The 24,704-nt window shown below is 64.3% G+C and carries 20 protein-coding genes, 1 rRNA gene and 1 riboswitch (1 of these 22 running past the window's edge); of the genes, 13 read left to right on the top strand and 8 right to left on the bottom strand.

Annotated features, from left to right (window positions below; translation table 11 throughout):
- The first annotated feature begins 2 nt into the window (after positions 1–2).
- The 4 genes from ftsE (at position 3) to NLM32_RS42865 (ending at position 3,185) form a co-directional block, all read left to right on the top strand.
- Positions 3–662, top strand: a complete 660-nt coding sequence (ftsE, locus tag NLM32_RS42880; RefSeq protein ID WP_057746699.1) for a cell division ATP-binding protein FtsE — start codon at positions 3–5, stop codon at positions 660–662.
- On the top strand, positions 655–1,623 hold the full coding sequence (locus NLM32_RS42875) for an ABC transporter permease (RefSeq protein ID WP_254134663.1): 969 nt from the start codon (positions 655–657) through the stop codon (positions 1,621–1,623). The genes ftsE and NLM32_RS42875 overlap by 8 nt, the downstream gene beginning before the upstream one ends.
- 72 nt (positions 1,624–1,695) lie before the next feature.
- The gene (locus NLM32_RS42870) at positions 1,696–2,400 is read left to right on the top strand and encodes a YdcF family protein (RefSeq protein WP_254134662.1); all 705 of its coding nucleotides are present in this window, start codon (positions 1,696–1,698) and stop codon (positions 2,398–2,400) included.
- 11 nt (positions 2,401–2,411) lie between these two features.
- A complete protein-coding gene (locus NLM32_RS42865) occupies positions 2,412–3,185 on the top strand; it encodes a 1-acyl-sn-glycerol-3-phosphate acyltransferase (protein WP_254134661.1) in 774 nt (257 codons plus the stop codon).
- On the opposite strand, the gene NLM32_RS42860 is transcribed toward NLM32_RS42865, so the two are convergent.
- Positions 3,182–3,781: a gamma-glutamylcyclotransferase gene (locus NLM32_RS42860; protein WP_254134660.1), complete on the bottom strand. Its 600-nt coding sequence runs from the start codon at positions 3,779–3,781 to the stop codon at positions 3,182–3,184. The two genes, NLM32_RS42865 and NLM32_RS42860, sit on opposite strands and share 4 nt — an antisense overlap.
- Before the next feature lie 110 nt (positions 3,782–3,891).
- On the opposite strand from NLM32_RS42860, the gene NLM32_RS42855 reads away from it, so the two are divergent.
- The 4 genes from NLM32_RS42855 (at position 3,892) to NLM32_RS42840 (ending at position 7,842) form a co-directional block, all read left to right on the top strand.
- Positions 3,892–5,076: a DUF2125 domain-containing protein gene (locus NLM32_RS42855; RefSeq protein WP_254134659.1), complete on the top strand. Its 1,185-nt coding sequence runs from the start codon at positions 3,892–3,894 to the stop codon at positions 5,074–5,076.
- Between the two features lie 139 nt (positions 5,077–5,215).
- Positions 5,216–5,437, top strand: coding sequence for a hypothetical protein (locus tag NLM32_RS42850; protein ID WP_254134658.1), 222 nt, complete (start codon positions 5,216–5,218; stop codon positions 5,435–5,437).
- 280 nt (positions 5,438–5,717) lie between these two features.
- Positions 5,718–7,295 carry a hypothetical protein gene (locus NLM32_RS42845; RefSeq protein WP_254134657.1) on the top strand — a complete coding sequence of 526 codons (1,578 nt, stop codon included), beginning with the start codon at positions 5,718–5,720 and terminating at the stop codon, positions 7,293–7,295.
- A 103-nt stretch (positions 7,296–7,398) separates the two neighbouring features.
- Positions 7,399–7,842, top strand: coding sequence for a hypothetical protein (locus NLM32_RS42840; RefSeq protein ID WP_254134656.1), 444 nt, complete (start codon positions 7,399–7,401; stop codon positions 7,840–7,842).
- On the opposite strand, the gene NLM32_RS42835 is transcribed toward NLM32_RS42840, so the two are convergent.
- From NLM32_RS42835 to NLM32_RS42825, 3 genes are read right to left on the bottom strand one after another with little or no spacing between them, the layout of a single operon-like run.
- The gene (locus NLM32_RS42835; protein ID WP_254134655.1) at positions 7,839–8,780 is read right to left on the bottom strand and encodes a prephenate/arogenate dehydrogenase family protein; all 942 of its coding nucleotides are present in this window, start codon (positions 8,778–8,780) and stop codon (positions 7,839–7,841) included. The two genes, NLM32_RS42840 and NLM32_RS42835, sit on opposite strands and share 4 nt — an antisense overlap.
- Positions 8,777–9,871, bottom strand: coding sequence for a histidinol-phosphate transaminase (gene hisC / locus NLM32_RS42830; RefSeq protein ID WP_254134654.1), 1,095 nt, complete (start codon positions 9,869–9,871; stop codon positions 8,777–8,779). The genes NLM32_RS42835 and hisC overlap by 4 nt, the downstream gene beginning before the upstream one ends.
- 34 nt (positions 9,872–9,905) lie before the next feature.
- A complete protein-coding gene (locus NLM32_RS42825; RefSeq protein WP_254134653.1) occupies positions 9,906–10,754 on the bottom strand; it encodes a chorismate mutase in 849 nt (282 codons plus the stop codon).
- Positions 10,755–10,948: 194 nt separating this feature from the next.
- Positions 10,949–11,028: riboswitch (SAM riboswitch) on the top strand.
- 92 nt (positions 11,029–11,120) lie between these two features.
- Here NLM32_RS42825 and NLM32_RS42820 point away from each other — a divergent pair.
- Positions 11,121–12,323 (top strand): homoserine O-acetyltransferase, encoded by a 1,203-nt coding sequence (locus NLM32_RS42820; RefSeq protein WP_254134652.1) that lies wholly within the window; start codon positions 11,121–11,123, stop codon positions 12,321–12,323.
- Between the two features lie 2 nt (positions 12,324–12,325).
- Complete coding sequence (gene metW, locus NLM32_RS42815) at positions 12,326–12,988, top strand: methionine biosynthesis protein MetW (RefSeq protein WP_254134651.1); 663 nt, start codon at positions 12,326–12,328, stop codon at positions 12,986–12,988.
- Positions 12,989–13,002: 14 nt separating this feature from the next.
- Here the strand turns inward: metW and NLM32_RS42810 are convergent, their stop codons facing one another.
- On the bottom strand, positions 13,003–13,866 hold the full coding sequence (locus tag NLM32_RS42810; protein WP_254134650.1) for an alpha/beta fold hydrolase: 864 nt from the start codon (positions 13,864–13,866) through the stop codon (positions 13,003–13,005).
- A gap of 216 nt (positions 13,867–14,082) precedes the next feature.
- Between NLM32_RS42810 and NLM32_RS42805 the strand changes: the two genes are divergently transcribed.
- Entirely contained in the window at positions 14,083–14,742 is a 660-nt protein-coding gene (locus NLM32_RS42805) for a TIGR02594 family protein (RefSeq protein WP_254134649.1), read from the top strand.
- A 133-nt stretch (positions 14,743–14,875) separates the two neighbouring features.
- Here the strand turns inward: NLM32_RS42805 and NLM32_RS42800 are convergent, their stop codons facing one another.
- Positions 14,876–15,679 (bottom strand): MOSC domain-containing protein, encoded by an 804-nt coding sequence (locus NLM32_RS42800; protein WP_254134648.1) that lies wholly within the window; start codon positions 15,677–15,679, stop codon positions 14,876–14,878.
- 243 nt (positions 15,680–15,922) lie between these two features.
- Between NLM32_RS42800 and clpB the strand changes: the two genes are divergently transcribed.
- Positions 15,923–18,562 (top strand): ATP-dependent chaperone ClpB, encoded by a 2,640-nt coding sequence (gene clpB / locus NLM32_RS42795; RefSeq protein WP_254134647.1) that lies wholly within the window; start codon positions 15,923–15,925, stop codon positions 18,560–18,562.
- Positions 18,563–18,656: 94 nt separating this feature from the next.
- On the opposite strand, the gene NLM32_RS42790 is transcribed toward clpB, so the two are convergent.
- Complete coding sequence (locus NLM32_RS42790; RefSeq protein WP_254134646.1) at positions 18,657–20,276, bottom strand: hypothetical protein; 1,620 nt, start codon at positions 20,274–20,276, stop codon at positions 18,657–18,659.
- A gap of 155 nt (positions 20,277–20,431) precedes the next feature.
- Positions 20,432–22,495, bottom strand: coding sequence for a M23 family metallopeptidase (locus NLM32_RS42785; protein WP_254134645.1), 2,064 nt, complete (start codon positions 22,493–22,495; stop codon positions 20,432–20,434).
- A gap of 1,021 nt (positions 22,496–23,516) precedes the next feature.
- Here NLM32_RS42785 and NLM32_RS42780 point away from each other — a divergent pair.
- Positions 23,517–24,704: ribosomal RNA gene (locus tag NLM32_RS42780) — 16S ribosomal RNA — on the top strand; it runs 299 nt beyond the window's last position.

Raw genomic sequence — 24,704 nt, 5'->3', positions numbered from 1 at the left:
GCTTGGTTCGGTTCGAAAATGTCGGATTACGCTACGGTCTGGGGCCCGAGATCCTGCGCGATCTCAGTTTCCAGATCCCTGCGCATTCCTTCCAGTTCCTCACCGGCCCGTCCGGCGCCGGCAAGACGTCATTGCTGCGCCTGTTGTTCCTGTCGCACCGGCCGACGCGCGGTCTCGTCAATCTGTTCGGTCACGACATCTCGACGCTCGGCAAGGATGAGATCGCCGATCTGCGCAAGCGCATCGGCATCGTGCTCCAGGATTTCCGCCTGCTCGACCACATGACGACTTACGAGAACGTGGCGCTGCCGTTCCGCGTCATGGGCCGCAGCGAATCGAGCTACCGCAAGGAGGTCATCGACCTCCTGCGCTGGGTCGGCCTCGGCGACCGCATGGATGCGCTGCCGCCGATCCTGTCGGGCGGCGAGAAGCAGCGCGCGGCGATCGCGCGCGCGGTGATCTCGCGGCCGCAACTGCTGCTCGCGGACGAGCCGACCGGCAGCGTCGATCCGACGCTGGGGCGCCGTCTGCTGCGGCTCTTCATCGAGCTCAACAAGTCGGGTACGGCCGTCATTATCGCAACTCACGACATCGCGCTGATGGACCAGTACGAAGCGCGCCGCTTCGTGCTGCATCAGGGCCGGTTGCACGTCTATGAGTAAGACCGACGAGCGCGGCGTATTGGTCGATCTCGGACAGGAACGTCCGCAGCTCCCCGCAAAGGCGCGCAACATGTCGCCGATCGTGCCGCGCGCCTCGATCCATGGCCGCGCGCTGGTCGCCGTCGTCGCCATCATGACCTTCCTCGCCTCGATGACGACGGGCACGGTGCTGCTGGTCAGCGCGTCGGCTGCGGAATGGCAGTCCGATGTCGCGAGCGAGATCACCATCCAGGTTCGCCCGCAATCGGGCCGCGATATCGAGCGCGACACTGCCGCCGTCACCGAGGCGATGCGCGCGCAAGCCGGCATCGTCGAGGTCAAGCCGTTCACCAAGGACGAGAGCGGCAAGCTGCTCGAGCCCTGGCTCGGCACCGGGCTGTCGATGGACGATCTGCCGGTGCCGCGCATGATCATCGCGCGCGTGCAGCCGGGCACCGCGCTCGATCTCGGCGCCCTGCGCGCCCGCGTGACGCAGGTGGCACCGAGCGCCAGCGTCGACGATCATCGCGCCTGGATCGAACGGATGCGCTCGATGACCAATGCGACCGTGTTCGCCGGCATTGGTATCCTCGCGCTCGTCATCGTCGCGACCATCATTTCGGTCTCGTTCGCGACCCGCGGCGCGATGGCGGCGAACCGCCCGATCGTCGAGGTCCTGCATTTCGTCGGCGCCGGCGACCGCTACATTGCCAATCATTTCCTGCGGCACTTCCTCAGGCTCGGCCTCGAAGGCGGCGTCATCGGCGGCGGCGTCGCCATGCTGCTGTTCGGCTTCTCCGAGTCGATTGCCGGCTGGTTCTCCGGCACCCCGGTCGGCGACCAGTTCGCAGCCCTGCTCGGCACCTTCTCACTGCGGCCGTCCGGCTATGTCGTGCTCGCGGTGCAGGCCGTCCTGATCGGTGCCATCACCGCGGCCGCCTCGCGCCAGACCCTGTTCGCGACGCTGAATGACGTGGATTGAGTCCGTTAAACCGGACTCCACTTCGCCTCAAAACGTCCTAAAATAATCCGGGGAAGGGATCACCGACATCATATGACCTCGCCGACCGACGATCGATCGCCGAAACTGCCGCGCGGCTGGCTCCGCGCGACCGTCGTGTCGACGATCGCATTCGCCTTTGTCGGCGCGGCGGCGGGGTTCGTCGCGTTCCTGTCGCAATTGCGCGGCGCCGAGATGGCGCCCGACCGCAAGGCCGACGGCATCGTGGTGCTGACCGGCGGCTCCTCGCGGGTCTCGGATGCGATGGAGCTGCTGGCGGCCGGTTACGGCAAAAGGCTTCTGATCTCGGGTGTGCATCCGACCTCGACCGCGAGCGACATCTCCCGGACGCTGCCGGAGAACCAGTCTTTCATGACCTGCTGCGTCGATCTCGATCGTACTGCGCTGACGACCCGCGGCAACGCTGCTGAGGCGCGGCGCTGGGCCGATGGACGCGGCTTCAAGTCGCTGATCGTGGTGACCTCGAACTATCACATGCCGCGCGCGCTGGTGGAGTTCTCGCATGCGATGCCGGAGACCGCGCTGATCCCGTTCGCCGTGGTCGGCGACAAATGGCGCGAGGAACCGTGGTGGACCTCGGCCTCGACGCTGCGGCTGCTCCTGTCCGAATATGTCAAGTACATCGCCGCCGAGCTCAGGGTGCGGCTGGAAGATTTCGGCATTGACCTTTCCCCCGAAGTGTCGGAGCAGCCTGCGGGTCTGCAATCCAGGCGGCCCGCCACGGCGCAGGCCAATTGATCGGATTTTCGATGTTCCTGATTTTCGTGCGCTCGCTGCTGTTCAACGTGCTGTTCTACGCCGTGCTGGTGTGCCTCGCGATCGTGGCGCTGCCGACCTTCGCATTGCCGCCGCGCGCGATGCTGACGGTCGCCGAATGGTGGGCGAAGGCGACGCTTTTCCTGATGCGCGTGGTCTGCAACATCAAAATCGAATTTCGTGGGGTCGAGAAGATCCCGCAGGGGCCGCTGGTGATCGTGGCGAAGCACCAGTCGTTCTGGGAAACCTTCGTGCTGCCGGGCTTCTTTCATCGCCCGATCTTCATCCTCAAGCGCCAGCTCATGCAGATCCCGGTGTTCGGCCAGTTCCTGGTCAAGACCGGGATGATCGCGATCGACCGCAATGCCGGCGTCAAGGCGCTGCTGGACATGACGCGGCGCGCGCGCGAGGCGGTGCGCGCAGGCGGCCAGCTCGTGATCTTTCCGGAAGGCACGCGTCGTGCGCCGGGGGCGCCGCCGGACTACAAGACCGGGTTTGCGCAGATCTATTCATCCTGCGGCGTGCAGTGCCTGCCGATCGCGCTCAATTCCGGTCTGTTCTGGCCGCGCCGGACGTTCATGCGCTATCCCGGCACGCTGGTGGTGGAGTTCCTCGATCCGTTGCCGCCGGGCCTGCCCAAGGATGAGTTTCTCACCCGCGTGCAGACGGCGATCGAGGATGCGACCGCTCGCCTCGTCGAGGCCGGCCGCAAGGAGCAGGAGCAATTGATCGGCAGCGCGCCGAGCTACGCGCCCTCGGGGAGCTAGCGGTTCTCTCGATCTTCTGCGGGAGCCGGCGCGTGCGCACCATGCAGCATCGTCGCGAGCTGATGCAATTGCGTGTCGCGAAAGCCTTCGGCCTCGATCGCCTTGATGGTCGCCGTCACGTAGTCGCGGTTGGCGCCGGACTGACCGTGACCCTGCAGCACATGGCGGTGCTGGTCGGCGAGCGACAGCCGGCCGGCATACTGCACATGACCGCGGTCGACGACATAGGCGAGCGCCGAGACGCGCTCGCGCGCTTCGTTCTCCAGCCACACCGAGCGCATCACTTCGCGATAGACCGACGTCACCTGCTCGCGCGCCCGCAAGTAGGCGACCACGTCGGCACGGTTCTTTTCAGCGACACGGAAGGCGATGCCACGGCAGGCGCCGCCGCGGTCGAGCCCCAGCACCAGGCCCGGCTGCTCGGGCGTGCCGCGATGCACGAAGGAGTAGACGCAGAGCGCGCGATGCTCGCCGACCAGCCGCGCCGGGACGCGCTCCTCGAATTCGAAGCCCGGCCGCCACATCAGCGATCCGTAGCCGAACACCCAGAGGTCGCCCTTGGCTGACGTGACGGTGGGAAGGGTGATTTCCGACATTTCGGGCACGGCTACCAGAACCGTGCCCCCAAGCGAAGCGAATTCTCGGCCTTTCGCCCGGGGCCAGCCTCGCTTACATTTGACAAAATCTGGGGTCAAAGGGTCGCCGCATGTCCGATATGACCATTGCCGCAGGCCGGCGCTCCCGTTGGGGCCTTTTCATTGCTCCCGTCATCCTGTTGATCCTCGCGGCCGCCTGGAGCGGCTTCTGGTTCTATGCGGCCTCGCAGGCCGAGGTCGCGGCCGATGCCTGGCGCGCGCAGGAGGCCAAATCCGGCCGCATCTATGACTGCGCCAAGCGCTCGATTGCCGGCTTCCCGTTCCGCTTCGAGGTCCAGTGCTCCGGCGCCAGCGTCGCCCTGGTGTCACAGAATGCGAGCAAGACGCCGTTCACGGCCAAGCTCGACAACATTCTGGTTCTGGCGCAGGTCTACGATCCCAAGCACGTCATCGCCGAGTTTTCCGCGCCGGCAACATTGACTGACGGCGTCACGCAAAACACCTTTGTGGTGAACTGGAGCAATGGCCGCAGCAGCGTGGTGGGCTTGCCGGCCATCCCGGAACGCGCCTCCATCGTGTTCGACGATCCCAGCATCAACCGGCTCGATGGTTCGGTGCAGGTGCCGCTCGCGCGCGCCAAGCAGATTGAGCTGCATGGTCGCATCGCCGACGGATCGCCGGCCGATCACCCCGTGATCGAGACCGTGCTTCAGGTCGCGCAGGGCAGCATCCAGGGCGTGCACCCGCTGCTCGCCGAGCCGTTCGAAGCCGACACGCGTGCGAAGATCACCGGGCTCTCCGATCTCACCCCAAAGCCCTGGCCGCAGCGCTTCCGCGAGATCCAGGCCGCCGGCGGCCATATCGAAATCGTGCAGTCGCGGATCCAGCAGGGCGAGATGATCGCAGTCGCGGCCGGCACGCTGGGCCTATCGGCCAATGGCCGACTGGATGGCGAATTGCAGATGACCGTGACCGGTCTCGAACGCGTCATTCCGGCGCTCGGGATCGAGAAGATGCTGGAAGAGGGCGTACCGCAGGCGACGCTCGATCGCGTCGCCCCCGGCGTGAAGTCGAAGGACCTCAACAATCTCTTCGGCGCGCTCGACCGTGCCGTTCCCGGCCTCGGCAAGGTCATCAAGCAGAACGCCAATGCCGGCGTCGCCGCCGGCATCAACTCGATCGGCACTGAGAGCACCCTCGAGGGCAAGAAGGCCCGCAGCTTCCCGCTGAAATTCGTCGACGGCGCCGTGCTGCTCGGCCCGATCACGGTCGGCCAGATTCCGCCGCTGTACTAGCGGTCGTTGCTCTCACCGGCGACGTCACGGTCTCTTCGCTGGATCGTGATCGTCCGCCGGGAATGCGGAGCCGCCAAGCCCGGTCTCTCTCCATGTCGGCTGCCCGATGACGCGGGCCACCGAGGCAGGAGAGATACCCATGACGACGTCCAAGCTGTTCATTGCCGCCATCGCCATGTCGACCGCACTCGCGACGCCTGCCTTCGCGCAGTGGCGGTCGCAGCAGCCGGCCGCCCACCAAGCCCAGTATCCGAACGGCGACCGCCATCTCGCGAGCCCTGCGCCGCGCGATGCGATGGCTTACGCGCCGTCTGCGAAATCACCGCGCCCCACGGTGATCCGCGCGACCAAGGGTCAATAGCCGCCATCCCCCCTTGAGGCTTTGCGCGTCGCGGAGTTGGGCCCGGCCATGTCCCGGTCGGGCCCAATGCGCGTTGCGTCGGAAGCGCAGCAATCGCGCGCGTGCGGATCGGGGAAGCCACGAAAATATTCCGAACATGATCGTCAGGAAAACGTGATGCAGAAGACGCGCCTCGCCGAGAATAACAGCCCGCTCATTCGCATCACTCCACACCAGGGAAGCATGCACGCGCCGGGGGCGCAACCAACAGCACCTGCTTCCCATGTGGAGGGAGGCTTACGTGCGGATCATCACTCGCGGACTCATGCTGGGACTACTCGCTGCCTGTTCGGGACAGGCGCGTGCCGACGACAATGTCACAACCGAACTCCAGGCGCTGAAGGCGAAGCTGAAGGAGCTGCAGCAGAAGGTGGATTCGGAGGCACGTAAGACCCGTCAGGTCGAAGCCGTGCAGGCCAAGGCCATGCCGATGTCGGGGACCTACAAGGCGCTGCCCGTCGATGCCTGTGCGTCGGCGTCCGGCAAGATCTGCTACAAGGGCATCACGCTGACATTCGGCGGCTGGGTCGATCTCACCGGCATCTACCGCTCGCGCAACATCGCTTCCGACACCGGCTCGGTGTTCAATTTCATTCCCTATCAGCAGAGCCACAATTTCTACTTCCCGGAGACGCGGTTCTCCGCGCGACAGAGCCGGTTCTCGGTGCTTGCCGAAGGTAACGCCGATCCCGATACGCATCTCGCCGGCTACGGCGAAATCGACTTCGAGGGCGCGGCGCAAACGGCGAGCTCGGTTGCGACCAACTCGTTCAATCCTCGGATGCGGCAGCTCAGTCTCGAGCTCGACCGGACCGATCTCGGCCTGCACTTCCTCGCCGGCCAATCCTGGTCGCTGAACGCGCCGACCAAGTCGGGCATCGATCCGCGCGGCGTCGACGCGCCCGGTGTCATCGACTTCGAATCCGTTCCGGGATTTCTGGCGGCACGGCAGCCTGGTTTGCGCGTCTGGAAGGATCTCGGGCCCGAATTCAAGCTCGCCGCGTCGGTCGAGAATCCGCAGACCGCCTTCTTCGGCGGCAACACGCCGACGGTCGGTACGCCCGCGGTCGGTCCGCAGGGCGTGCTCAATCCGAACCTTCAGGTCAATCTCACCGGGCCGGGCGGCAGCTTCTTCAACAACCTCAACAATGTCAGCCTGAACCAGGTGCCTGACGTTACCGTCAAGGCGGCGTGGGATCCGCGGCTCGGGCCCTACAAGCTGCACGTCGAAGCCTGGGCGCTCTATCGCCAGCTGTTCGATCGCTTCAATGGCGCCAACCACACCTACGACACCGGCAGCTTCGGCGGCCATATCTTTGCCGAGCTGATCCCGAAAACCCTCGACCTTCAGCTCTATGGCGCACATGGCGTGCTCGGCCGCTTCACGGCGACGCCGTTCCCCGATGCGGCGGTGGCGCAGGACGGCACGGTACTGCCGCTGACGATCACGGCGGCTGCGGTCGGCCTGATCTGGCACGCAACGCCGAGCCTCGATGTCTACAGCTACGCGGGCCTCGAAAAGGCCAAGGCCAATTTCGCCAATGTCGGAACGGTGCCGTTCGGTTACGGCAATCCGCTCTACAACAACACCGGCTGCTTCACCGAGAACACCCCGGCCGCGACCTGTAACGGCAATACCAAGGAAGTCCGGCAGATCACCGCCGGCATCTACGACACCATCTACCAGGGCAATTACGGCACGCTCAAAGCCGGCGTGCAGTATTCCTACACACAGCGGTTCGCCTTCGCCGGTGTCGGCGGCGCGCCCAAGACCGACGACAACATCGTCATGACGCAGATCCGGTACTATCCGTTCTGAGCATGATCAGGAAAAGTGTGCAGCGGTTTTCCCTCGCGACAAACGCGGAACGCGTTTGCGCGGAGATCATGCTCAAACACAAGGCCTCACCAGAGGACGGCCATTGTCCGACGGTCTTCTGATCCTTCGGCTCGCGCACGTCGTCGCCCGGCTGGGCCTGGCGATGACGGGTGCGATCGGCGCCACATTCGTCGCCGCATTGCTGATGCGGGCGGAGCTGCCGGGGTTCGACACCGTCGAATTCACTGTCTTGCTGATCGTGCTCGGCATGATCGGCGCCTATCTCGGGATCGACATCCCGCGCTGGCCGCAGCTTGAGCCCGGGCCGGCGCAACGATCGCCCGCGATCGGCCTCGCCAGCGCGACCGGCACGTTCCTCGCCGCCGGAGCGGGCCTGCTCGCGCTCTATGCTTTCGTGTTCGACGAGACGTCCGATGCCGCCGGCAATCTGCTGTTCGGCGCCACCTGGATGCTGGGCGTATGCATGCAGATCGGCGCCGGTCTTGCCGGCCGGAGCCGTATCGCAGGGGTCAAGGACCGCGGCTAGCTAGGTTTCTTGTCGAGCTGCCCGTGCTGGCGGCCGAAGTCCGCAGCCGCCGAATCCTGGCCGATCTCGACGATGCCGCGGCGGATGGCGCGGGTGCGGGTGAAGTGATCGAACAGCGCTTCGCCATCACCGCGACGGATCGCACGGGTGAGCTTTGCGAGATCCTCGGTGAAGGTGCCGAGCATCTCCAGCACGGCGTCCTTGTTGGCAAGGAAGACGTCGCGCCACATCGTCGGGTCGGAGGCCGCGATGCGGGTGAAGTCGCGGAAGCCGCCGGCGGAGAACTTGATGACCTCCGATTCCGTCACCTGCTGCAGCTCGTCGGCGGTGCCGACGATCGTGTAGGCGATCAGATGCGGCAGATGGCTGGTGATCGCGAGCACGAGATCATGATGATCCGGCGTCATCACCTCGACCTTGGCACCCATCGCCGCCCAGAAGGCGCGCAAATGCGCGGTTGCGGCGGCGTCGGTGCCTTCCGGCGGCGTCAAAATGCACCAGCGGTTGATGAAGAGCTCGGCGAAACCGGAATCCGGGCCCGAATGCTCGGTGCCCGCCACCGGATGCGCCGGCACGAAATGGACGTGCTTCGGCAGATGCGGCGCCATGTCCTTGACGACAGCGCCCTTGACCGAGCCGACATCGGAGATGACGGCACCCGGCTTGAGATGCGCCGCAATCTCCTGTGCCACCGGCCCGCAGGCGCCGACGGGAATGCAGAGGATGACGAGATCGGCATCCTTCACGGCTTCCGCATTGGTCGCCACGACCTGGTCGACGATGCCGAGCTCGAGCACCCGCGCGCGCGTCTTCTCCGAGCGCGCGGTGGTGACGATCTCGCCAGCCAAGCCCTGAAGCTTGGCAGCACGCGCGATCGAGCCGCCGATCAGACCGAAGCCGATCAGCGCGACGCGCTGGAAGTGCGGGTCCACGCTCATTTGCCGGCCATGAAGTCGCGCAGGGCGTCGACGACGAGGCGATTGGCCTCCTCGGTGCCGATGGTCATGCGCAGCTGGTGGTGCAGGCCGTAGTTCTTCAACGCGCGCAGCACGAGGCCGCGCTTGGTGAGATAGGCATCGGCCGCGTCCGAGGTCTTGCCTTCCTGCGGGAAGTGGATCAGCACGAAATTGGCGACGCCCGGCGTCACCTTCAGTCCGAGCTTGGTGATCTCCTCGGTGAGCCAGTTGCGCCAGGTCTCGGTGAACTGCTTCGACATCGCCTGGTGCGCGGTGTCCTCGATCGCGGCGACCGCGGCATACATCGCCGGCGTCGACACGTTGAACGGGCCGCGGATGCGGTTGACGGCGTCGATGATGTGCTCGGGGCCGAACATCCAGCCGATGCGCAGGGCCGCGAGGCCGTGGATCTTGGAGAAGGTGTGCGTCACCACCGTATTGTCGGTGGTGGCGACGAGCTCGATCCCCATCTCGTAGTCATTGCGCGAGACATAGTCGCAATAGGCGGCGTCCAGCACCAGCAGCACGTGCGACGGCAGGCCGGCGCGCAGGCGCTTGACCTCGTCGAACGGGATATAGGTGCCGGTCGGGTTGTTGGGGTTGGCGAGCCAGACCAGCTTCGTCTTCGGCGTCACCGCCTTGAGGATGGCGTCGACGTCGCAGGTCAGGTTCTTCTCGGCCGCGACCACGTTCTTGGCGCCGACCGCCATCGTTGCGATCGGGTAGACCAGGAAGCCGTGCGTGGTCGAGATCGCCTCGTCGCCGTGGCTGAGATAGGTGTGGGCGAGCAGGTTGAGGATCTCGTCCGAGCCGGCGCCGCAGATGATGCGGTTCGGATCGAGCCCGAAAGAACGGCCGATCGCCTCGCGCAGCACGCGCGAGGTTCCTTCCGGGTAGTCCTCCATATGGTCCGCGACATGCTTGAAGGCCTCGATTGCCTTGGGCGAGGGTCCGAACGGCGTCTCGTTGGCCGAGAGCTTGAACACCTTGCGGCCCGGCTCCGGCACCGGGGTCTTGCCGGGCGTGTAGGGCGCAATATCGAGAATGCCGGGATTCGGCACGGGGCGGGACATCTTCAACTCCGGATAGGCTTAGGCGGTACGCGATTTACGATTTCGGCCCGGTCGGGGGCACCGTATAGCGCGTTGCGTGGCTGCCGACGAGGGCCGTGGAGCGCACCGAGGCCCCTGCCTCGATCAGGGCAGCTCTGATTTTGTCGATGCTGGTGTCGCTCGTCACCGAGACCAGCAACGCTGCGCCGTCGAAGGCGGTATCGGGCACCGCCACGATATCGGCGAGCGGCGACAGCGCCCGCGCGACCTCGGCGTTCCACCCCGAGACGCGCACGCTGAAGGTCTCGACCTCCGTGACCACGGCGCTGTCGGCGACGCGCGAGATCGCGAATACGGGCAGCGCCGCCGGATGATCGGCGCGCTCGACGAAGGGCATGCGCGCAATGATCTTCGGCGCGCCATCAGCCTCCAACTCCAGCCACCACGGCGTGCGGCTCGATGTCGCCGAGACCAGCGCCAGGTCGCCCTTGGATTTCGCCACGGCCTCGACCGCCGCCTGTGCGCTGAAATGCGCGACGTAAGGCACCGTGAAGCCGAAATGGAAGCGCACGGAATCGCGCATCGCCGGCTCGCTCACCGAGATGTCGGCATGCACGGAGAACGGCGCCTGGACATAGGTGAAGGTCGAGATGATGACGCGCCAGATGCTCTCGACCGTGTCGAGCGGAAGGATGCCGCGATGGCGTTGCACGATGTCACGCATCATCGAGGCTTCGCGCGCCGGGCGGAACGCCGAGCCGACCTCCTGGGTCTGCTTCACCTGGATCAGGCGGTCGATGATGTCGCCGCGCTGCATCAGCAGGCGATGCATGCCCTCGTCGATCGCGTCGATCTCCTTGCGCAATTCCTGGAGAGATGGTGGCGCGGGCGGACGTTGGGACATATCTGCGAGTGCTGTTGTGAGAGGCGTTCCAATGCGGATCGGGCAAGCCGGATCCGCTGCGGTCGATGTCTTGATTAGGCAGTCAGGGCGACGAAAGCAAAGAGAAATGACGACCTGCCAGGGAGCCCGCAGAGAGGCCATTCTGGCTAATCCGGACCGTGACTTGACGAAAAGGGCCCAAGCCGGTAGGTTTTTGCCTGTTCCGTGGTCATTTGAGCCGGCCGGCTTGCAGCCACGTTAAAAAACTCGCTAAACAGGCCGGGGACGCTTTCGATCCCGGCCGAACCTATCGTTCAGGCCGGGTTTTTCATGGCCTGATTTCATCGCGGTCTCACGTTTGATCGCAAACGAGGTCGATGGTCAGAGATGGTTGGCGTCAAGTCTGTCCCCAGTCCCGCGATCAGTGCCGACGACCGGTCGCATGAAGTCGATCATCCGAGTTCGGAGGTCGCGCAGTTCGGCGCCGACCAGCCGCTGCGGCTCGATTGTGGCATCGATCTCACCCCGTTCCAGATCGCCTACAAGACCTATGGCGAACTCAACGCCGATCGCTCCAACGCCGTGCTGATCTGCCATGCGCTGACCGGTGATCAGCACGTCGCCAATGTGCATCCCGTCACCGGCAAATCCGGCTGGTGGGAGACGCTGGTCGGTCCCGGCCGTCCGCTCGATCCAAGCCGCTACTTCATCATCTGCTCCAACGTGATCGGCGGCTGCATGGGCTCGACCGGGCCCGCCTCGATCAATCCCGCTACCGGCAAGGTGTGGGGCCTGGATTTCCCCGTCATCACCATCCCCGACATGGTGCGCGCGCAGGCGATGCTGATCGACCGGCTCGGCATCGACACGCTGTTCGCCGTCGTCGGCGGCTCGATGGGCGGCATGCAGGTGCTGCAATGGACTGCGGCCTATCCCGAGCGCGTCTACTCGGCGCTGGCGATTGCCTGTTCGACGCGGCATTCGGCACAGAACATCGCCTTCCACGAGCTCGGCCGCCAGGCCGTGATGGCCGATCCCGACTGGCACAACGGCGCCTACGCCGATCAGGGCATCCATCCGCATCGCGGCCTCGCGGTCGCGCGCATGGCTGCGCACATCACCTATCTTTCGGACGCAGCACTGCATCGAAAATTCGGCCGACGCATGCAGGACCGCGAGCTGCCGACTTTCTCGTTCGATGCCGATTTCCAGGTCGAGTCCTATCTGCGCTACCAGGGCTCGTCCTTCGTCGAGCGCTTCGACGCCAACTCCTATCTCTATCTCACGCGCGCGATGGACTATTTCGACATCGCCGGCGACCATGGCGGCGTGCTGGCGAAAGCGTTCGCGGGAATCCAGACCCGTTTCTGCGTGGTCTCCTTCACCAGCGACTGGCTGTTCCCGACTTCGGAGTCGCGCGCGCTGGTGCACGCGTTGAATGCGTCGAGTGCGCGGGTGTCGTTTGCCGAGATCGAGACCGACCGCGGCCACGATGCCTTCCTGCTCGACGTGCCCGAATTCTTCGACATCTCCCGCGCCTTCCTGCAATCGGCAGGCAAGGCGCGCGGGCTCACCAGCAAGGACGGCTAGCGATGTCTGTACAGCAAGTGCTGCCGCTCAACGGTCTCACTGCGGAGCAGTCCGGCCCGTTTCGCGCCGACCATCTGCTGGTCGCCGAGATGGTCAAGCCGGGCTCGAAAGTGCTCGACGTCGGCTGCGGCGACGGCGATCTGCTTCAGTTGCTCGAGACCCGCGGCATTGACGGCCGTGGCATCGAGCTGTCGCGCGAGGGCGTCAACCGCTGCGTGGCAAAAGGCCTCGCGGTGGTGCAAGGCGATGCCGATACCGACCTCGTCAACTACCCCGATGACGCCTTCGACTACGTGATCCTGTCGCAGACGCTGCAGGCGACGCGGCAGCCCAAGGCCGTGCTGGAGAATTTGCTGCGCATCGGCCGTCGCGCCATCGTGTCGTTCCCGAATTTCGGCTTCTGGCGGATGCGCCTGCAGCTCCTGGTCGGCGGCCACATGCCGCGCACGGAGAATCTGCCGGCCAGCTGGTACGACACCGCCAACATCCATTTCTGCACCATCAAGGACTTCGTCGAGCTCTGCGACGCCATCGGCGTCAAGATGGAGCGCGCCGAGGCACTCGACCTCTACGGCCGCCCGCTGCGGCTGCGATTGCCCTGGTGGGTGTGGAATCTGTTCGGCGAGCAGGGCGTGTTCCTGCTGAGCCGCGGGCAGGGGAAGTGACGAGGAGCTGGCAGTCAGTGCGCCGCCAGCGACCTCGGATCGCGCACCGGCCATCTCCCGGCCTCCACCAGCGCCACGAACCGCTCCACGCTCGCGTTGAACAGCGCGGGCTCTTCGAGATTGAGCACGTGACCCGATTTCGGAAACATCGCGAGCCCCGCCGCCGGTAGATGCTTCTTCAGGAACAGGCTCGCCCCGACGCAAGGGTCATCCTCGTCGCCGCAGATGATCAGCGCCGGCGTGGCCACGGCCTTGATCGCATTCGTCATGGTATAGATCGAGGGACGGCCGCCCTGAAAGCCGCGCATCGTGTTCGCTGATCCCTTGGAATCGTGCCGCGCCAGCGCGGCGTAGAAATCGGCGTGGCCGCGCGGGTCCTTCACCAGGAAGGGAATCCGGCTCGGCGCCTCGCGCGTGACCTTTGCGACCTCGGCGGAGCCGAGTGTCTCGAATTGCTCGGCATTGGCGCGGCACTGCTTGCGCCAGTTATCCAGGTTCTCGAGCTCGGAGCCGGAGCCGACACCGGCGAGCGTCATCGACAGCGCGCGCTGCGGCGCGTTCAAGCCGATCTGCAGCGACGAGTAAGCACCCATCGAAAGACCGACGAGATGCGCGCGCTCGATCTTGAGATGGTCGAGCACCGCGAGCGCGTCGTTGTAGAAATGTTCGTAGCTGTAGACCTCGCCCGCCGGCACGTCAGATGGCGTGTAGCCGCGCGCGGAATAGGTGATGCAGCGGTGGCCGCGCGAGAAGTAACGCATCTGCGGCTCCCAATTGGTGTAGTCGGCCGCGAACTCGTGCAGAAAAATGATTGGCGTTCCCTGACCCGCTTCTTCGAAATAGATGCGGACGTCGTCCCTGGTCGTGGCGTGGGGCATTAACTGTTTCCCTCTCTTCAGGCCGTGACTTCAGGATTGCAGTTAATGCTGTTGTCCGCAATGAGGCAGCTTCACACCAGCACTGACGCAAGATCATCGCAGCTATTCGCCGTCCTCGGCGTCTTTTTCTCGCCACATCCGGCGGCTTAACGGCCAGACGGAGGTCGGTCACCGCACGGGCCGATTGGAAGTGGGGGTGTCAACGAAGGATGAGTAATGTTGGAGTTGTTTGCGTCTCGCCTGTCGCGCTGTGTTATCGCGCTGGCGATTTTCTTCGCGGCGGTTGCCGTGTTCGTTTCTCCGGCCTCAGCGCGGCCGCATTATCGTCATAGCGCAGAGCGGCACGCTTACGTGCATCACGCCAGACATCATCACTATCGCCATCATGCACGCAGCTCGCGCTTCGAGCGCGGCGCGGCGCAATTGCAGGCGAGCGGATTCGCCGACACCCAGGCCAGCTACAATCCGAATGCCAATGTCGGTGGCATGGCCAATAACGGCATGGCTGCAGGCGCCGGTGTTGGCGGCGGGTCCGGTCTCGTCTCCGAGGCGCGCCGCTACATTGGCGGCAACCCGACCGGTCGCGGCAGCCTGTGGTGCGCGCGCTTCATGAACATGGTGCTGCAGCACACCGGCCATCAGGGCACCGGCTCCGACATGGCGAGCTCGTTCGCGCATTACGGTACGCGCGTCTCCGGTCCGCAGGTCGGCGCCATCGCGGTGATGTCGCGTGGCCGCCGCGGCGGTCATGTCGGCATCATCACCGGCATCGACGCGCAGGGCAATCCGATCATGATCTCCGGCAACAACGGCAACCGCGTCCGCGAAGCTCCGATCTCGCGCGGCCGGATCTATGCGTATGTGATGCCGAATTGACGGAGTGACAGTGCCGTAGCGAGGGTGTCGTAGGGTGGGCAAAGGCGCGCACGCGCCGTGCCCACCACCTCTCTGAAGTCGGAAAGAACGTGGGCACGCTTCGCTTTGCCCACCCTACGGGACCGGTATCAGCTCACACGAGCTTCGGCTCTTCCACCGCGACAGCATCACCGACGCCGATCTCGCCGTCCGCCACCACCTCGGCATAGATGCCGCAATCCATGTGGCCGAGATTGCGCGACAGCGTCGGCGGTATCTCGAGATCGCGTATGGCGGTGTCGGGATCGACGTTGACGGCCGGGCAGCGCACGATGCGCTTGACCACCTTCAGCCGGGCCTGCCCGATCGCGAGCGTCTGGCCGACCAGCTCGAGTTCGGACCACGCCGGCCAGCCCGTCAGGTAGAGATTGCCGCGGAAGCGCAGCGGATTGACGGCGACACCGCCGAGCATGGTCTCGATGGCGCGAACGCTGTTGAGATTGATGATCGACACGACCTTGCGGGCGACGTCGGAAAAGCTGTGGTCCCGGCCGGACAGCACTTTTGGCGGCCCCTTCAGCTCCGGCTGGAAATTCTCCGTCAAGTAACCCTCGATGGCGGTGCGCCCCGCCGCGGTCTCGAGATCGCCGCTGGCGACGACCTGGCCGTCCTTGCGGATGGTGAGGCTGTTGGTGGCGTCCTCGAACCGGCTATCGAGGGACGCCAGCCGCTCATTGCGGGCCAGCATCAGGAACTGGATTTTCGGCTTCCAGGCGGGAGCTTCCGGATCGAACCCGCTCGGGCCGTTCTCGATGGCGTAGCGGCGGTCGGCGGGGAGGGTCTGGCCGGTTCGCAGGGGAACCCGGAGCAGGGATTCCGGCGTCAGGCCCTTGATCGGGTAGCGGTAGAGGCCGGTGATTTCGGCGGTCCGGCTGGCTGTCTTTGCGCTGAAGTTCATGGGCCTACTTATGGGGATTCGACCCGCCGCCGCCAAGCAGGCTGATCAGAGCACGAAATTGTGAACTCGCCTCTTCCGATCCGAGGGCACGCTTCCCACATCTGGGTCAGGCCGGCGCCAGCGTCGGCTGATAACGACCGCTGTTGGTTGAGGAACGTCAACGCAGCATGCGGAAACCCAATGAAGATGCCGTTTGGGGTGCCTTAGAGGGCCCCAGGGGCAGGCCGAGGGACAAAAAACACCATGAACATCGACAAATATACCGAACGCTCCAGGGGCTTCATCCAGTCCGCGCAGTCGCTTGCGGTGCGCGAGGGGCATCAGCAGTTTTCGACCCTGCACGTCCTGAAAGTGCTGCTGGACGACAATGAGGGGCTGGCTTCCGGCCTGATCGACCGCGCCGGCGGCAATTCCCGCGCAATTCTGAAGGCGACCGAGGACGCCCTCAACAAGGTGCCGAAGGTCTCGGGCGGCGGTGCCGGCCAGATCTATCTGGCGCCCGAGCTCGCGCGCACCTTCGACGCCGCCGAAAAGGCCGGCGAGAAGGCCGGCGACAGCTTTGTCACCGTCGAGCGGCTGCTGCTCGGGCTCACGCTGGAAAAGACCAGCGAGGCAGGCAGCATCCTCGCCAAGGGCGGCGTCACTCCGCAAAATCTCAACGCCGCGATCGAGGCGCTGCGCAAGGGCCGCACCGCGGACAGCGCGACCGCCGAGAATGCCTATGACGCGCTGAAGAAATATGCCCGCGACCTGACCCAGGCTGCGCGCGACGGCAAGCTCGACCCGGTCATCGGCCGCGACGAGGAGATCCGCCGCACCATCCAGGTGCTGTCGCGCCGGACCAAGAACAATCCCGTCCTGATCGGCGAGCCCGGCGTCGGCAAGACCGCGATCGCGGAAGGGCTCGCGCTGCGCATCGTCAATGGCGACGTGCCCGAGAGCCTGCAGGACAAGAAGCTGCTGTCGCTCGACCTGGGCGCGCTGATTGCGGGTGCAAAATACCGCGGTGAGTTCGAGGAGCGGCTGAAGGCCGTGCTCCAGGAAGTCACCGCGAGCGAGGGCACCTTCATCCTGTTCATCGACGAGATGCACACGTTGATCGGCGCGGGCAAGGGCGATGGCGCGATGGACGCCTCCAACCTGCTCAAGCCGGCGCTTGCGCGCGGCGAGCTGCACTGCATCGGCGCGACCACGCTCGACGAGTACCGCAAGCATGTTGAGAAGGATGCGGCGCTGGCGCGGCGCTTCCAGCCGATCTTCGTCAGCGAGCCCTCGGTCGAGGACACGATCTCGATCCTGCGCGGCTTGAAGGACAAGTACGAGCAGCACCATGGCGTGCGGATCACCGATTCCGCGCTCGTGGCGGCGACGACGCTGTCCAATCGCTACATCACCGACCGCTTCCTGCCCGACAAGGCCATCGACCTCATGGACGAGGCGGCCGCGCGGCTGAAGATGCAGGTCGATTCCAAGCCGGAAGAGCTGGATTCGCTCGACCGCGAGATCATCCGGCTCAAGATCGAGCAGGAGGCCCTCAAGAAGGAGAGCGATCTCGGCTCCAAGACCCGTCTGGAGTCGCTTCAGAAGGAGCTCGCCGAGCTCGAGGAGAAATCAGCGGCGCTCACCGCGCGCTGGAGCTCGGAAAAGAACAAGCTCTCCAACGCCCAGAAGCTGAAGTCGGAACTCGACGCCCTGCGCGTCGATCTGGCCGATGCGCAACGGCGCGGCGAATTCCAGAAGGCGGGTGAGCTGGCCTATGGCCGGATCCCGCAGCTGGAGAAGCAACTCGCCGACATCGAGGCGCGTGAAGGCTCCGGCGAGATGATGGAGGAGGCGGTGACCGCCAACCACATCGCGCAGGTGGTCTCGCGCTGGACCGGCGTGCCCGTCGACAAGATGCTGGAAGGCGAGAAGGAGAAGCTCCTGAAGATGGAGGAGCAGCTCGGACAGCGCGTCGTCGGCCAGGCCGAGGCCGTGCGTGCGGTCGCGACCGCCGTGCGCCGCTCGCGCGCGGGCCTGCAGGACCCGAACCGGCCGACCGGCTCGTTCATGTTCTTGGGCCCCACCGGCGTCGGCAAGACCGAGCTGACCAAGGCGCTCGCCGAGTACCTGTTCAACGACGAGACCGCGATGGTTCGCCTCGACATGTCCGAATACATGGAGAAGCATTCGGTCTCGCGGCTGATCGGCGCGCCTCCGGGCTATGTCGGTTACGACGAGGGCGGTGCGCTCACCGAAGCGGTGCGGCGCCGGCCTTATCAGGTCGTGCTGTTCGACGAGATCGAGAAAGCGCATCCGGACGTCTTCAACGTCCTGTTGCAGGTGCTCGATGACGGCCGCCTGACCGATGGCCAGGGCCGCACCGTCGATTTCCGCAACACGCTGATCATCATGACTTCGAACCTCGGCTCGGAGTTTTTGGTGAATCAACCCGAGGGCGAAGACACCTCTGCCGTGCGTGAGCAGGTGATGGGGATGGTGCGCGGACATTTCCGCCCCGAATTCCTGAACCGCGTCGACGAGATCATCCTGTTCCACCGCCTGCAGCGGAGCGAGATGGGACGGATCGTCGAGATCCAGTTCGCGCGGCTGCAGAAGCTGCTGACCGATCGCAAGATCGTGCTGACGCTCGACGCTGCGGGCCGCGATTGGCTCGCCGCCAAGGGCTGGGACCCCGCCTACGGGGCTCGGCCGCTCAAGCGGGTGGTGCAGCGCTATCTCCAGGATCCGCTGGCCGAGATGATCCTGGGCGGCGATGTCAGGGACGGAGATCATGTTGCGATCTCGTCGGCAGGCAACGTGCTGACCTTCAACGGGAAGGTGTCGCAGACCGCCGAGATCACGCAGTTCGAGGCGCCGACATCGAAGCGCAAGCTGAACTGATCATCGGCGCGCATAGCTAGATAAAATCGCCCCGGAAAGGTCATCCTTTCCGGGGCGATTTTTGTTCGCGTCGACCGGCCGGCCGAGGACCGCGCTATTTCTTCACGACCTTGTAGATCGCGTTCTCGATGTCGGAGCTGAAATAGATGACGCCGGAGGCGCCGACGGCGACGCCCGTCGGGATGTTGCTGGGCAGGCCGCCGGGCGCACCGGCCAGGCCGATCGGAAGATTGGCCGCGATCTCGGTGACCTTGCCGCTGTCGGGCGCGATCTCGATCAGGCGCTTGGCGCCGACCTCCGCCACGATCAATCTGCCGTCGCTCGCGCGCGCAATGCCTTCGGGCATTTTCAACTCCTTGGCGAGCACGGTTTTTTCGCCGTTCTTGTCGATCCTGGAGACGGTGCCGGCAAAGGCTTCGGTGACATAGACCTCGTCGCTGGAGCCACCGACGAGCCCGACCGGGCCCTCGAGACCTCCGATCACCGTGGTGCGATCCTTGCCATGCTCGCCGCTGACGCGGACCAGCGATTTGGTGCCGAGCTCGGCCACCAGGATAGTGCCGTCGCCCAGCACGATCGCGTCATGCGGCGCCTTGAAGCCGTGCATCATCTCGCGCGTGGCGCCGGTCTTGCCGTCGATCACCTGCACCGTGCCGGTGAACCAGCTCGACAGGATCACGTCGTTGCCCTTCGCGGTCGCGCTCATCGGATATTCGAGGGTGACGCCGTCGGCATGCATGCGCGCCTTCTCGGTGACCTCGCCGGTCGCCCCGTCCACCGTGCGATAAGCGAACACGTCGGCGACGTGAATCGTATCCTTGCCGTTGTCCGAGGTGACGCCGATGCCGCCGGGCAAAGCGAGCTTGCCGATGACGATCTGCTTCGCCTGGCCGGTCGTCGGATCGACCTCCTGGATGCCGTTGTCGGCCATGTTGGAGACGTAGATGCGGTCCTTGTCGTCGATCGCGAGATTATCCAGCGACGGCTTCAGTTGCGCGACCATGGTCTTGGCGCCGGACTTGGGATCGACCCGGACGAGCTGGCCCAGCGCAGTATCGACCACCCAGAGGTTGCCTTTGGAATCGAAGTTCACCGCGGCCGGGACCTTGAAGCCGTCGGCGACGACGGTCAGCTCGGCCTTGTCGACGTCGACCCTGGCGACCTGTCCCTTGAACCAGAGCGGACCGTAGAGCTTGTCGTCCGGACCGAACTCGAAGCCGTTGAGGCCGCCCATCTTCTCCATGATCTGACGGGGCGGTTTGACGCCCTCGACGTCGATCTCGTAGAGCGTGTCGCCGAGGAAAACGGTGGTGGCGTAGAGCCGGCCGTCCTTGCGGTAGGCGAGCGAGTTGATGCCGGGAAGGCCGCTGGCGAGCTTCTTGATCGGGCCGTCGCCCTTTTGCGAATAGAGATCGCCGGCCAGGAATCCGGTCCAGGCCATGGTGCCGTCGGGCGCGAATGCGATGTCGTCGGCCATTCCGATCGGTGAGGGAATCGCGATCTTGGCCGTGCCGCCCGCGATGTCGACCTCATAGAGGGCCGCGCCCGCGACGCTGCCGGCAAACAGATGGCCGGCCTTGTCGATACCGAGTCCGTGCACGCCGTGGAACGCCGAGCCCGGGACGAGCTTCGTGACCTCCCAGCTCTCCGCAAATGTGCTCGTGCTCGAGAAAATTGCAGCGATGAACGCTGCGCAGGCGAGCCTGTGCGTCATGGCGAGACCTCCCTTTTTTGGAAAGTATTCGCCCGTTGCACCGCTTTGGCAAACGAAACTTGAAATTGTAGCGCTGTGGGATGACGTCGCACCACGACGTCATGTCAGATCATTTTTTTGCAGAGACGTCCGGTCGATGACGACCGTTGATCCAATCAGCGGTTGCTGACCTGGAGCGGGCCGCCGGTGGCGTCCGACATGCGGGCGATGGCGCCGCCGCGGCCGCTCATCATGCCGTCGAGACGGTCGCGTTCCTTCTCGAAGCCCGCGAGCATCGGCCCTTCCAGCGAACGGCCGCGCGGCAGTTTCACGCGCATCGGATCGACGAAGCGGCCGTTGACCAGGATTTCGTAGTGAACGTGCGGGCCGGTCGACTGGCCGGTCGAGCCCACGAAGCCGATGACCTGGCCCTGCCGCACCTTCTTGCCGGGCTCCATGCCCTTGGCGAAAGCCGACATGTGGCCGTAAGCGGTCTCGTAGCCGTTGTTGTGCTTGATGCGGACGTACTTGCCGTAGCCGCCTTCGAGTTGGGCCTTTTCGATCACGCCGTTGCCGGCGGCGAAAATCGGCGTGCCGTAGGCGGTGGCCCAGTCGACGCCGGTGTGCATCTTCACATAGCCGAGGATCGGATGGCGGCGGCCGCCGAAGCCGGAGCGCATGATGGCGCTGTTGACGGGCTTGCGGACCAGGAACTTCTTCGCGCTCTTGCCGGTCTCGTCGTAGTAGTCGACGACGCCGTCGTCGGGGCTCTGGTAGCGGTAATATTTCTTGGTTTCGCCGCCGACCGTCAGCGATGCGAACAGCACCTCGCTCTTGTCGACCGCCGTCGAGCCCTCGTCTTCGCCGGCGTAGAACACGTCGAACGAGTCGCCCGGCGCGACCTTGCGCTGGAAATCGACGTCGTAGGAGTAGATCTTGATCATGTCGTCGATGACCGGCATCGGCACTTTGTTGCGCATCGCGGTCTCGTAGATGCTCTGGTAGAGCCGCACGCCGGTGCCGTCGTCATCGTCATCGTCTTCGCTGTTGGCGTTGGCCGTGGCGTCGGCGACGGTGTTCATGCTGGAAACGTCGACCGCGACGTATTTGCCGAGATCGGACAGCGCCGCGATCGCCTCGACCATGGTGTCGTTGGCGACGACGACGCGATAGGGCTGGAGCCTGGCGCCGGGGCTTGCGGGCGCCATCAGGATGCGAAGCTTTTCGCCGTCCTTCAGGCCGCCGTCGCGGCCGCGGGGCCCGAGGGTTGCGGCGATCGATTTGATTTCGTCGGGCGTGGCGCCGAGATCGCGCAGCACGGAGGAGACCGAGTCGCCCTTCTTGACGACGTGGACGCGCTCGCCGTTGGGATTGCCACCGGTGATCTGCTCTTTGGTCTTCGGCAGCAGCGTGACGTTTTCCGGCACCACGCGGGTCTCGAAGCCGGCATAGGGATCGGACGGCGACACTTCGGTGGCATAGGCCATCTTCATGTCGGACGGGCCGGTCGCGCCGGAGATGTCGGCGGTGGCATTGGCGAGCGAGGCGTAGCGAACCCCGCCATTGCCGCGCCAATTGGCGGCATCGCGCACCCGCATCAGGATGTCGTCGAGCGCCACCACGGCGGAAATCTTGGCCTTCGGCAGCACCGGCGAGAGATCCTTCGTGACGAAGGAGACCTCGGCGTCGGGCTCGACGGCCTCGGGATTGTTCGGATCGTCGGTTGCGGTCTTCGGATCGGAGCCGACGTCGGTGAGCAGACGCTGCGCGTTGAACGGCGGAATCTTCGCCGACAAATCGCTCGTCGTCATCGACAGATTGCCGGCGATCCGGACGAAGGGACGCACGCGCATCACGTCGCGGTTGCCGACGCGGGCGACCGTCGAGACGCGCACGATGTTACGCGAGGCGGTGGAATCGTTCGGCGGCGGCAGGCGGTCGCTCTTGTGCAGCGTGGCTGCACGATCGGCGGCACTGAACGCACCGCGCAGCGCGCCTTCGACCCGCTCCGGAACCTTGGCGAAGGTCATTTCGCCGTCCAGAGATGCGAAAACGGCGCCGCCGATCAGGGCTGCGCCGCAGAGTCCGGTCAGAATTGTACCGCTGAACCATTGCACCGAGACGCGACGGCGATCGATCACGGCGGCCTCGGAACCATCGACGGACAGCGGCGGCTCGTGGCCGAGATCGATGATCCCGGTTTCACGCCCGTAAGCGCCGCGTGACGTCCTCTGGTTCAACCCAAGTCCCCCAATCAACGACCCGAGACCCTTCGCTCCGTGCTGTTCTCTGGTCGCCCTCTTGCAGGGGCATCGCAGGAAAAGCCGCGCCGTACAGGTGTTCGCGCTCAGAAGGCCCCGATGCAGGGCCCGGCCGAAATTACGAACAGCTGGGCAGGTGAAGGTCTCTCGATGTCTTTCGAATGTCCGAAGAAGGCCGCGTCATCATCAGATCGCCTTCTCTGAACCCCATGAAAATCGCCGGCAGCCCCCACTGGCATTCCGCGATTCAAGCTTGTCTCATACCAGAACGCCGCGGGATTGTGGCTCTAGTACGGCGCCTAATATGGAAAAAGTTTCCTGAACGGCCGGGCGCCAGGGCCCCAGGCAGAGGGTCGCCCCAAGCCGCTTCCGGAGTCCCCACCCGGGTCCCTCCGGAGCCCCTTCCGAGCCCCTTCCGAGCCCCCTGGGACCCAAACTTTTTTTCAGATTTTTTGCCGGGCAGCGTCGCCTCGGCGAACCAGTGGCCTTCTAATTGACTGGAATCGCTGGATTATTTTCCGCAATCCACTGTGCGACGATTTGTTGACGATTGGCGTTGACAGCCCGGAAGGTGGGGCCTATAACCCCAACCACTGAGCGCGGCGCCGCCGGGTCACTGACCAAGGCGAGCGAACGCGCCACTGATGCTCCTCAACTTGTTGAGTGACACAACAGCCGACACAATCGGTTGGAGTCATTCGACGTCGGTAAGAGTGTCGGAACCCTTCCACTCTGGAAGGTTGGGGCCTCCTGGTCCCGGGCTGTTTGACAAGTGAAGATGAAGAAAGAGAAACGTGGACGGCGGAGTCCTTGCGCCTCTCGGACCACTTAAGAGCTTCGGCTTTTAAGTACTGAGAGAGGACGAAAGACTTCGGCGGTACACGTTTCAAAGGAAACACCATCGTTGTCCGCGATGTGAATCGCAGACAGCAAGTCGATTTCGGTCGACAATGGTGGGACCTCGTCAAACGTTGTGATCAGCCGGTTCAAAGTTCAAGTCCAACTTGAGAGTTTGATCCTGGCTCAGAGCGAACGCTGGCGGCAGGCTTAACACATGCAAGTCGAGCGGGCGTAGCAATACGTCAGCGGCAGACGGGTGAGTAACGCGTGGGAACGTACCTTTTGGTTCGGAACAACACAGGGAAACTTGTGCTAATACCGGATAAGCCCTTACGGGGAAAGATTTATCGCCGAAAGATCGGCCCGCGTCTGATTAGCTAGTTGGTAGGGTAATGGCCTACCAAGGCGACGATCAGTAGCTGGTCTGAGAGGATGATCAGCCACATTGGGACTGAGACACGGCCCAAACTCCTACGGGAGGCAGCAGTGGGGAATATTGGACAATGGGGGCAACCCTGATCCAGCCATGCCGCGTGAGTGATGAAGGCCCTAGGGTTGTAAAGCTCTTTTGTGCGGGAAGATAATGACGGTACCGCAAGAATAAGCCCCGGCTAACTTCGTGCCAGCAGCCGCGGTAATACGAAGGGGGCTAGCGTTGCTCGGAATCACTGGGCGTAAAGGGTGCGTAGGCGGGTTTTTAAGTCAGGGGTGAAATCCTGGAGCTCAACTCCAGAACTGCCTTTGATACTGAAGATCTTGAGTCCGGGAGAGGTGAGTGGAACTGCGAGTGTAGAGGTGAAATTCGTAGATATTCGCAAGAACACCAGTGGCGAAGGCGGCTCACTGGCCCGGTACTGACGCTGAGGCACGAAAGCGTGGGGAGCAAACAGGATTAGATACCCTGGTAGTCCACGCCGTAAACGATGAATGCCAGCCGTTAGTGGGTTTACTCACTAGTGGCGCAGCTAACGCTTTAAGCATTCCGCCTGGGGAGTACGGTCGCAAGATTAAAACTCAAAGGAATTGACGGGGGCCCGCACAAGCGGTGGAGCATGTGGTTTAATTCGACGCAACGCGCAGAACCTTACCAGCCCTTGACATGTCCAGGACCGGTCGCAGAGATGTGACCTTCTCTTCGGAGCCTGGAACACAGGTGCTGCATGGCTGTCGTCAGCTCGTGTCGTGAGATGTTGGGTTAAGTCCCGCAACGAGCGCAACCCCCGTCCTTAGTTGCTACCATTTAGTTGAGCACTCTAAGGAGACTGCCGGTGATAAGCCGCGAGGAAGGTGGGGATGACGTCAAGTCCTCATGGCCCTTACGGGCTGGGCTACACACGTGCTACAATGG

Source organism: Bradyrhizobium sp. CCGUVB14 (assembly GCF_024199935.1).
GTDB lineage: Bacteria > Pseudomonadota > Alphaproteobacteria > Rhizobiales > Xanthobacteraceae > Bradyrhizobium.
Note: the sequence above shows the minus strand (reverse complement) of the source record. Positions and strands in the feature narration are given on the sequence as shown.

Coding starts and splice junctions, on each gene's coding strand:
- NLM32_RS42875 (WP_254134663.1), top strand. CDS start 655: ATGAGTAAGACCGACGAGCGCGGCGTATTGGTCGATCTCGGACAGGAA.
- NLM32_RS42870 (WP_254134662.1), top strand. CDS start 1,696: ATGACCTCGCCGACCGACGATCGATCGCCGAAACTGCCGCGCGGCTGG.
- NLM32_RS42865 (WP_254134661.1), top strand. CDS start 2,412: ATGTTCCTGATTTTCGTGCGCTCGCTGCTGTTCAACGTGCTGTTCTAC.
- NLM32_RS42860 (WP_254134660.1), bottom strand. CDS start 3,781: ATGTCGGAAATCACCCTTCCCACCGTCACGTCAGCCAAGGGCGACCTC.
- NLM32_RS42855 (WP_254134659.1), top strand. CDS start 3,892: ATGTCCGATATGACCATTGCCGCAGGCCGGCGCTCCCGTTGGGGCCTT.
- NLM32_RS42850 (WP_254134658.1), top strand. CDS start 5,216: ATGACGACGTCCAAGCTGTTCATTGCCGCCATCGCCATGTCGACCGCA.
- NLM32_RS42835 (WP_254134655.1), bottom strand. CDS start 8,780: ATGAGCGTGGACCCGCACTTCCAGCGCGTCGCGCTGATCGGCTTCGGT.
- hisC (WP_254134654.1), bottom strand. CDS start 9,871: ATGTCCCGCCCCGTGCCGAATCCCGGCATTCTCGATATTGCGCCCTAC.
- NLM32_RS42825 (WP_254134653.1), bottom strand. CDS start 10,754: ATGTCCCAACGTCCGCCCGCGCCACCATCTCTCCAGGAATTGCGCAAG.
- NLM32_RS42820 (WP_254134652.1), top strand. CDS start 11,121: ATGGTTGGCGTCAAGTCTGTCCCCAGTCCCGCGATCAGTGCCGACGAC.
- metW (WP_254134651.1), top strand. CDS start 12,326: ATGTCTGTACAGCAAGTGCTGCCGCTCAACGGTCTCACTGCGGAGCAG.
- NLM32_RS42810 (WP_254134650.1), bottom strand. CDS start 13,866: ATGCCCCACGCCACGACCAGGGACGACGTCCGCATCTATTTCGAAGAA.
- NLM32_RS42805 (WP_254134649.1), top strand. CDS start 14,083: ATGTTGGAGTTGTTTGCGTCTCGCCTGTCGCGCTGTGTTATCGCGCTG.
- NLM32_RS42800 (WP_254134648.1), bottom strand. CDS start 15,679: ATGAACTTCAGCGCAAAGACAGCCAGCCGGACCGCCGAAATCACCGGC.
- clpB (WP_254134647.1), top strand. CDS start 15,923: ATGAACATCGACAAATATACCGAACGCTCCAGGGGCTTCATCCAGTCC.
- NLM32_RS42790 (WP_254134646.1), bottom strand. CDS start 20,276: ATGACGCACAGGCTCGCCTGCGCAGCGTTCATCGCTGCAATTTTCTCG.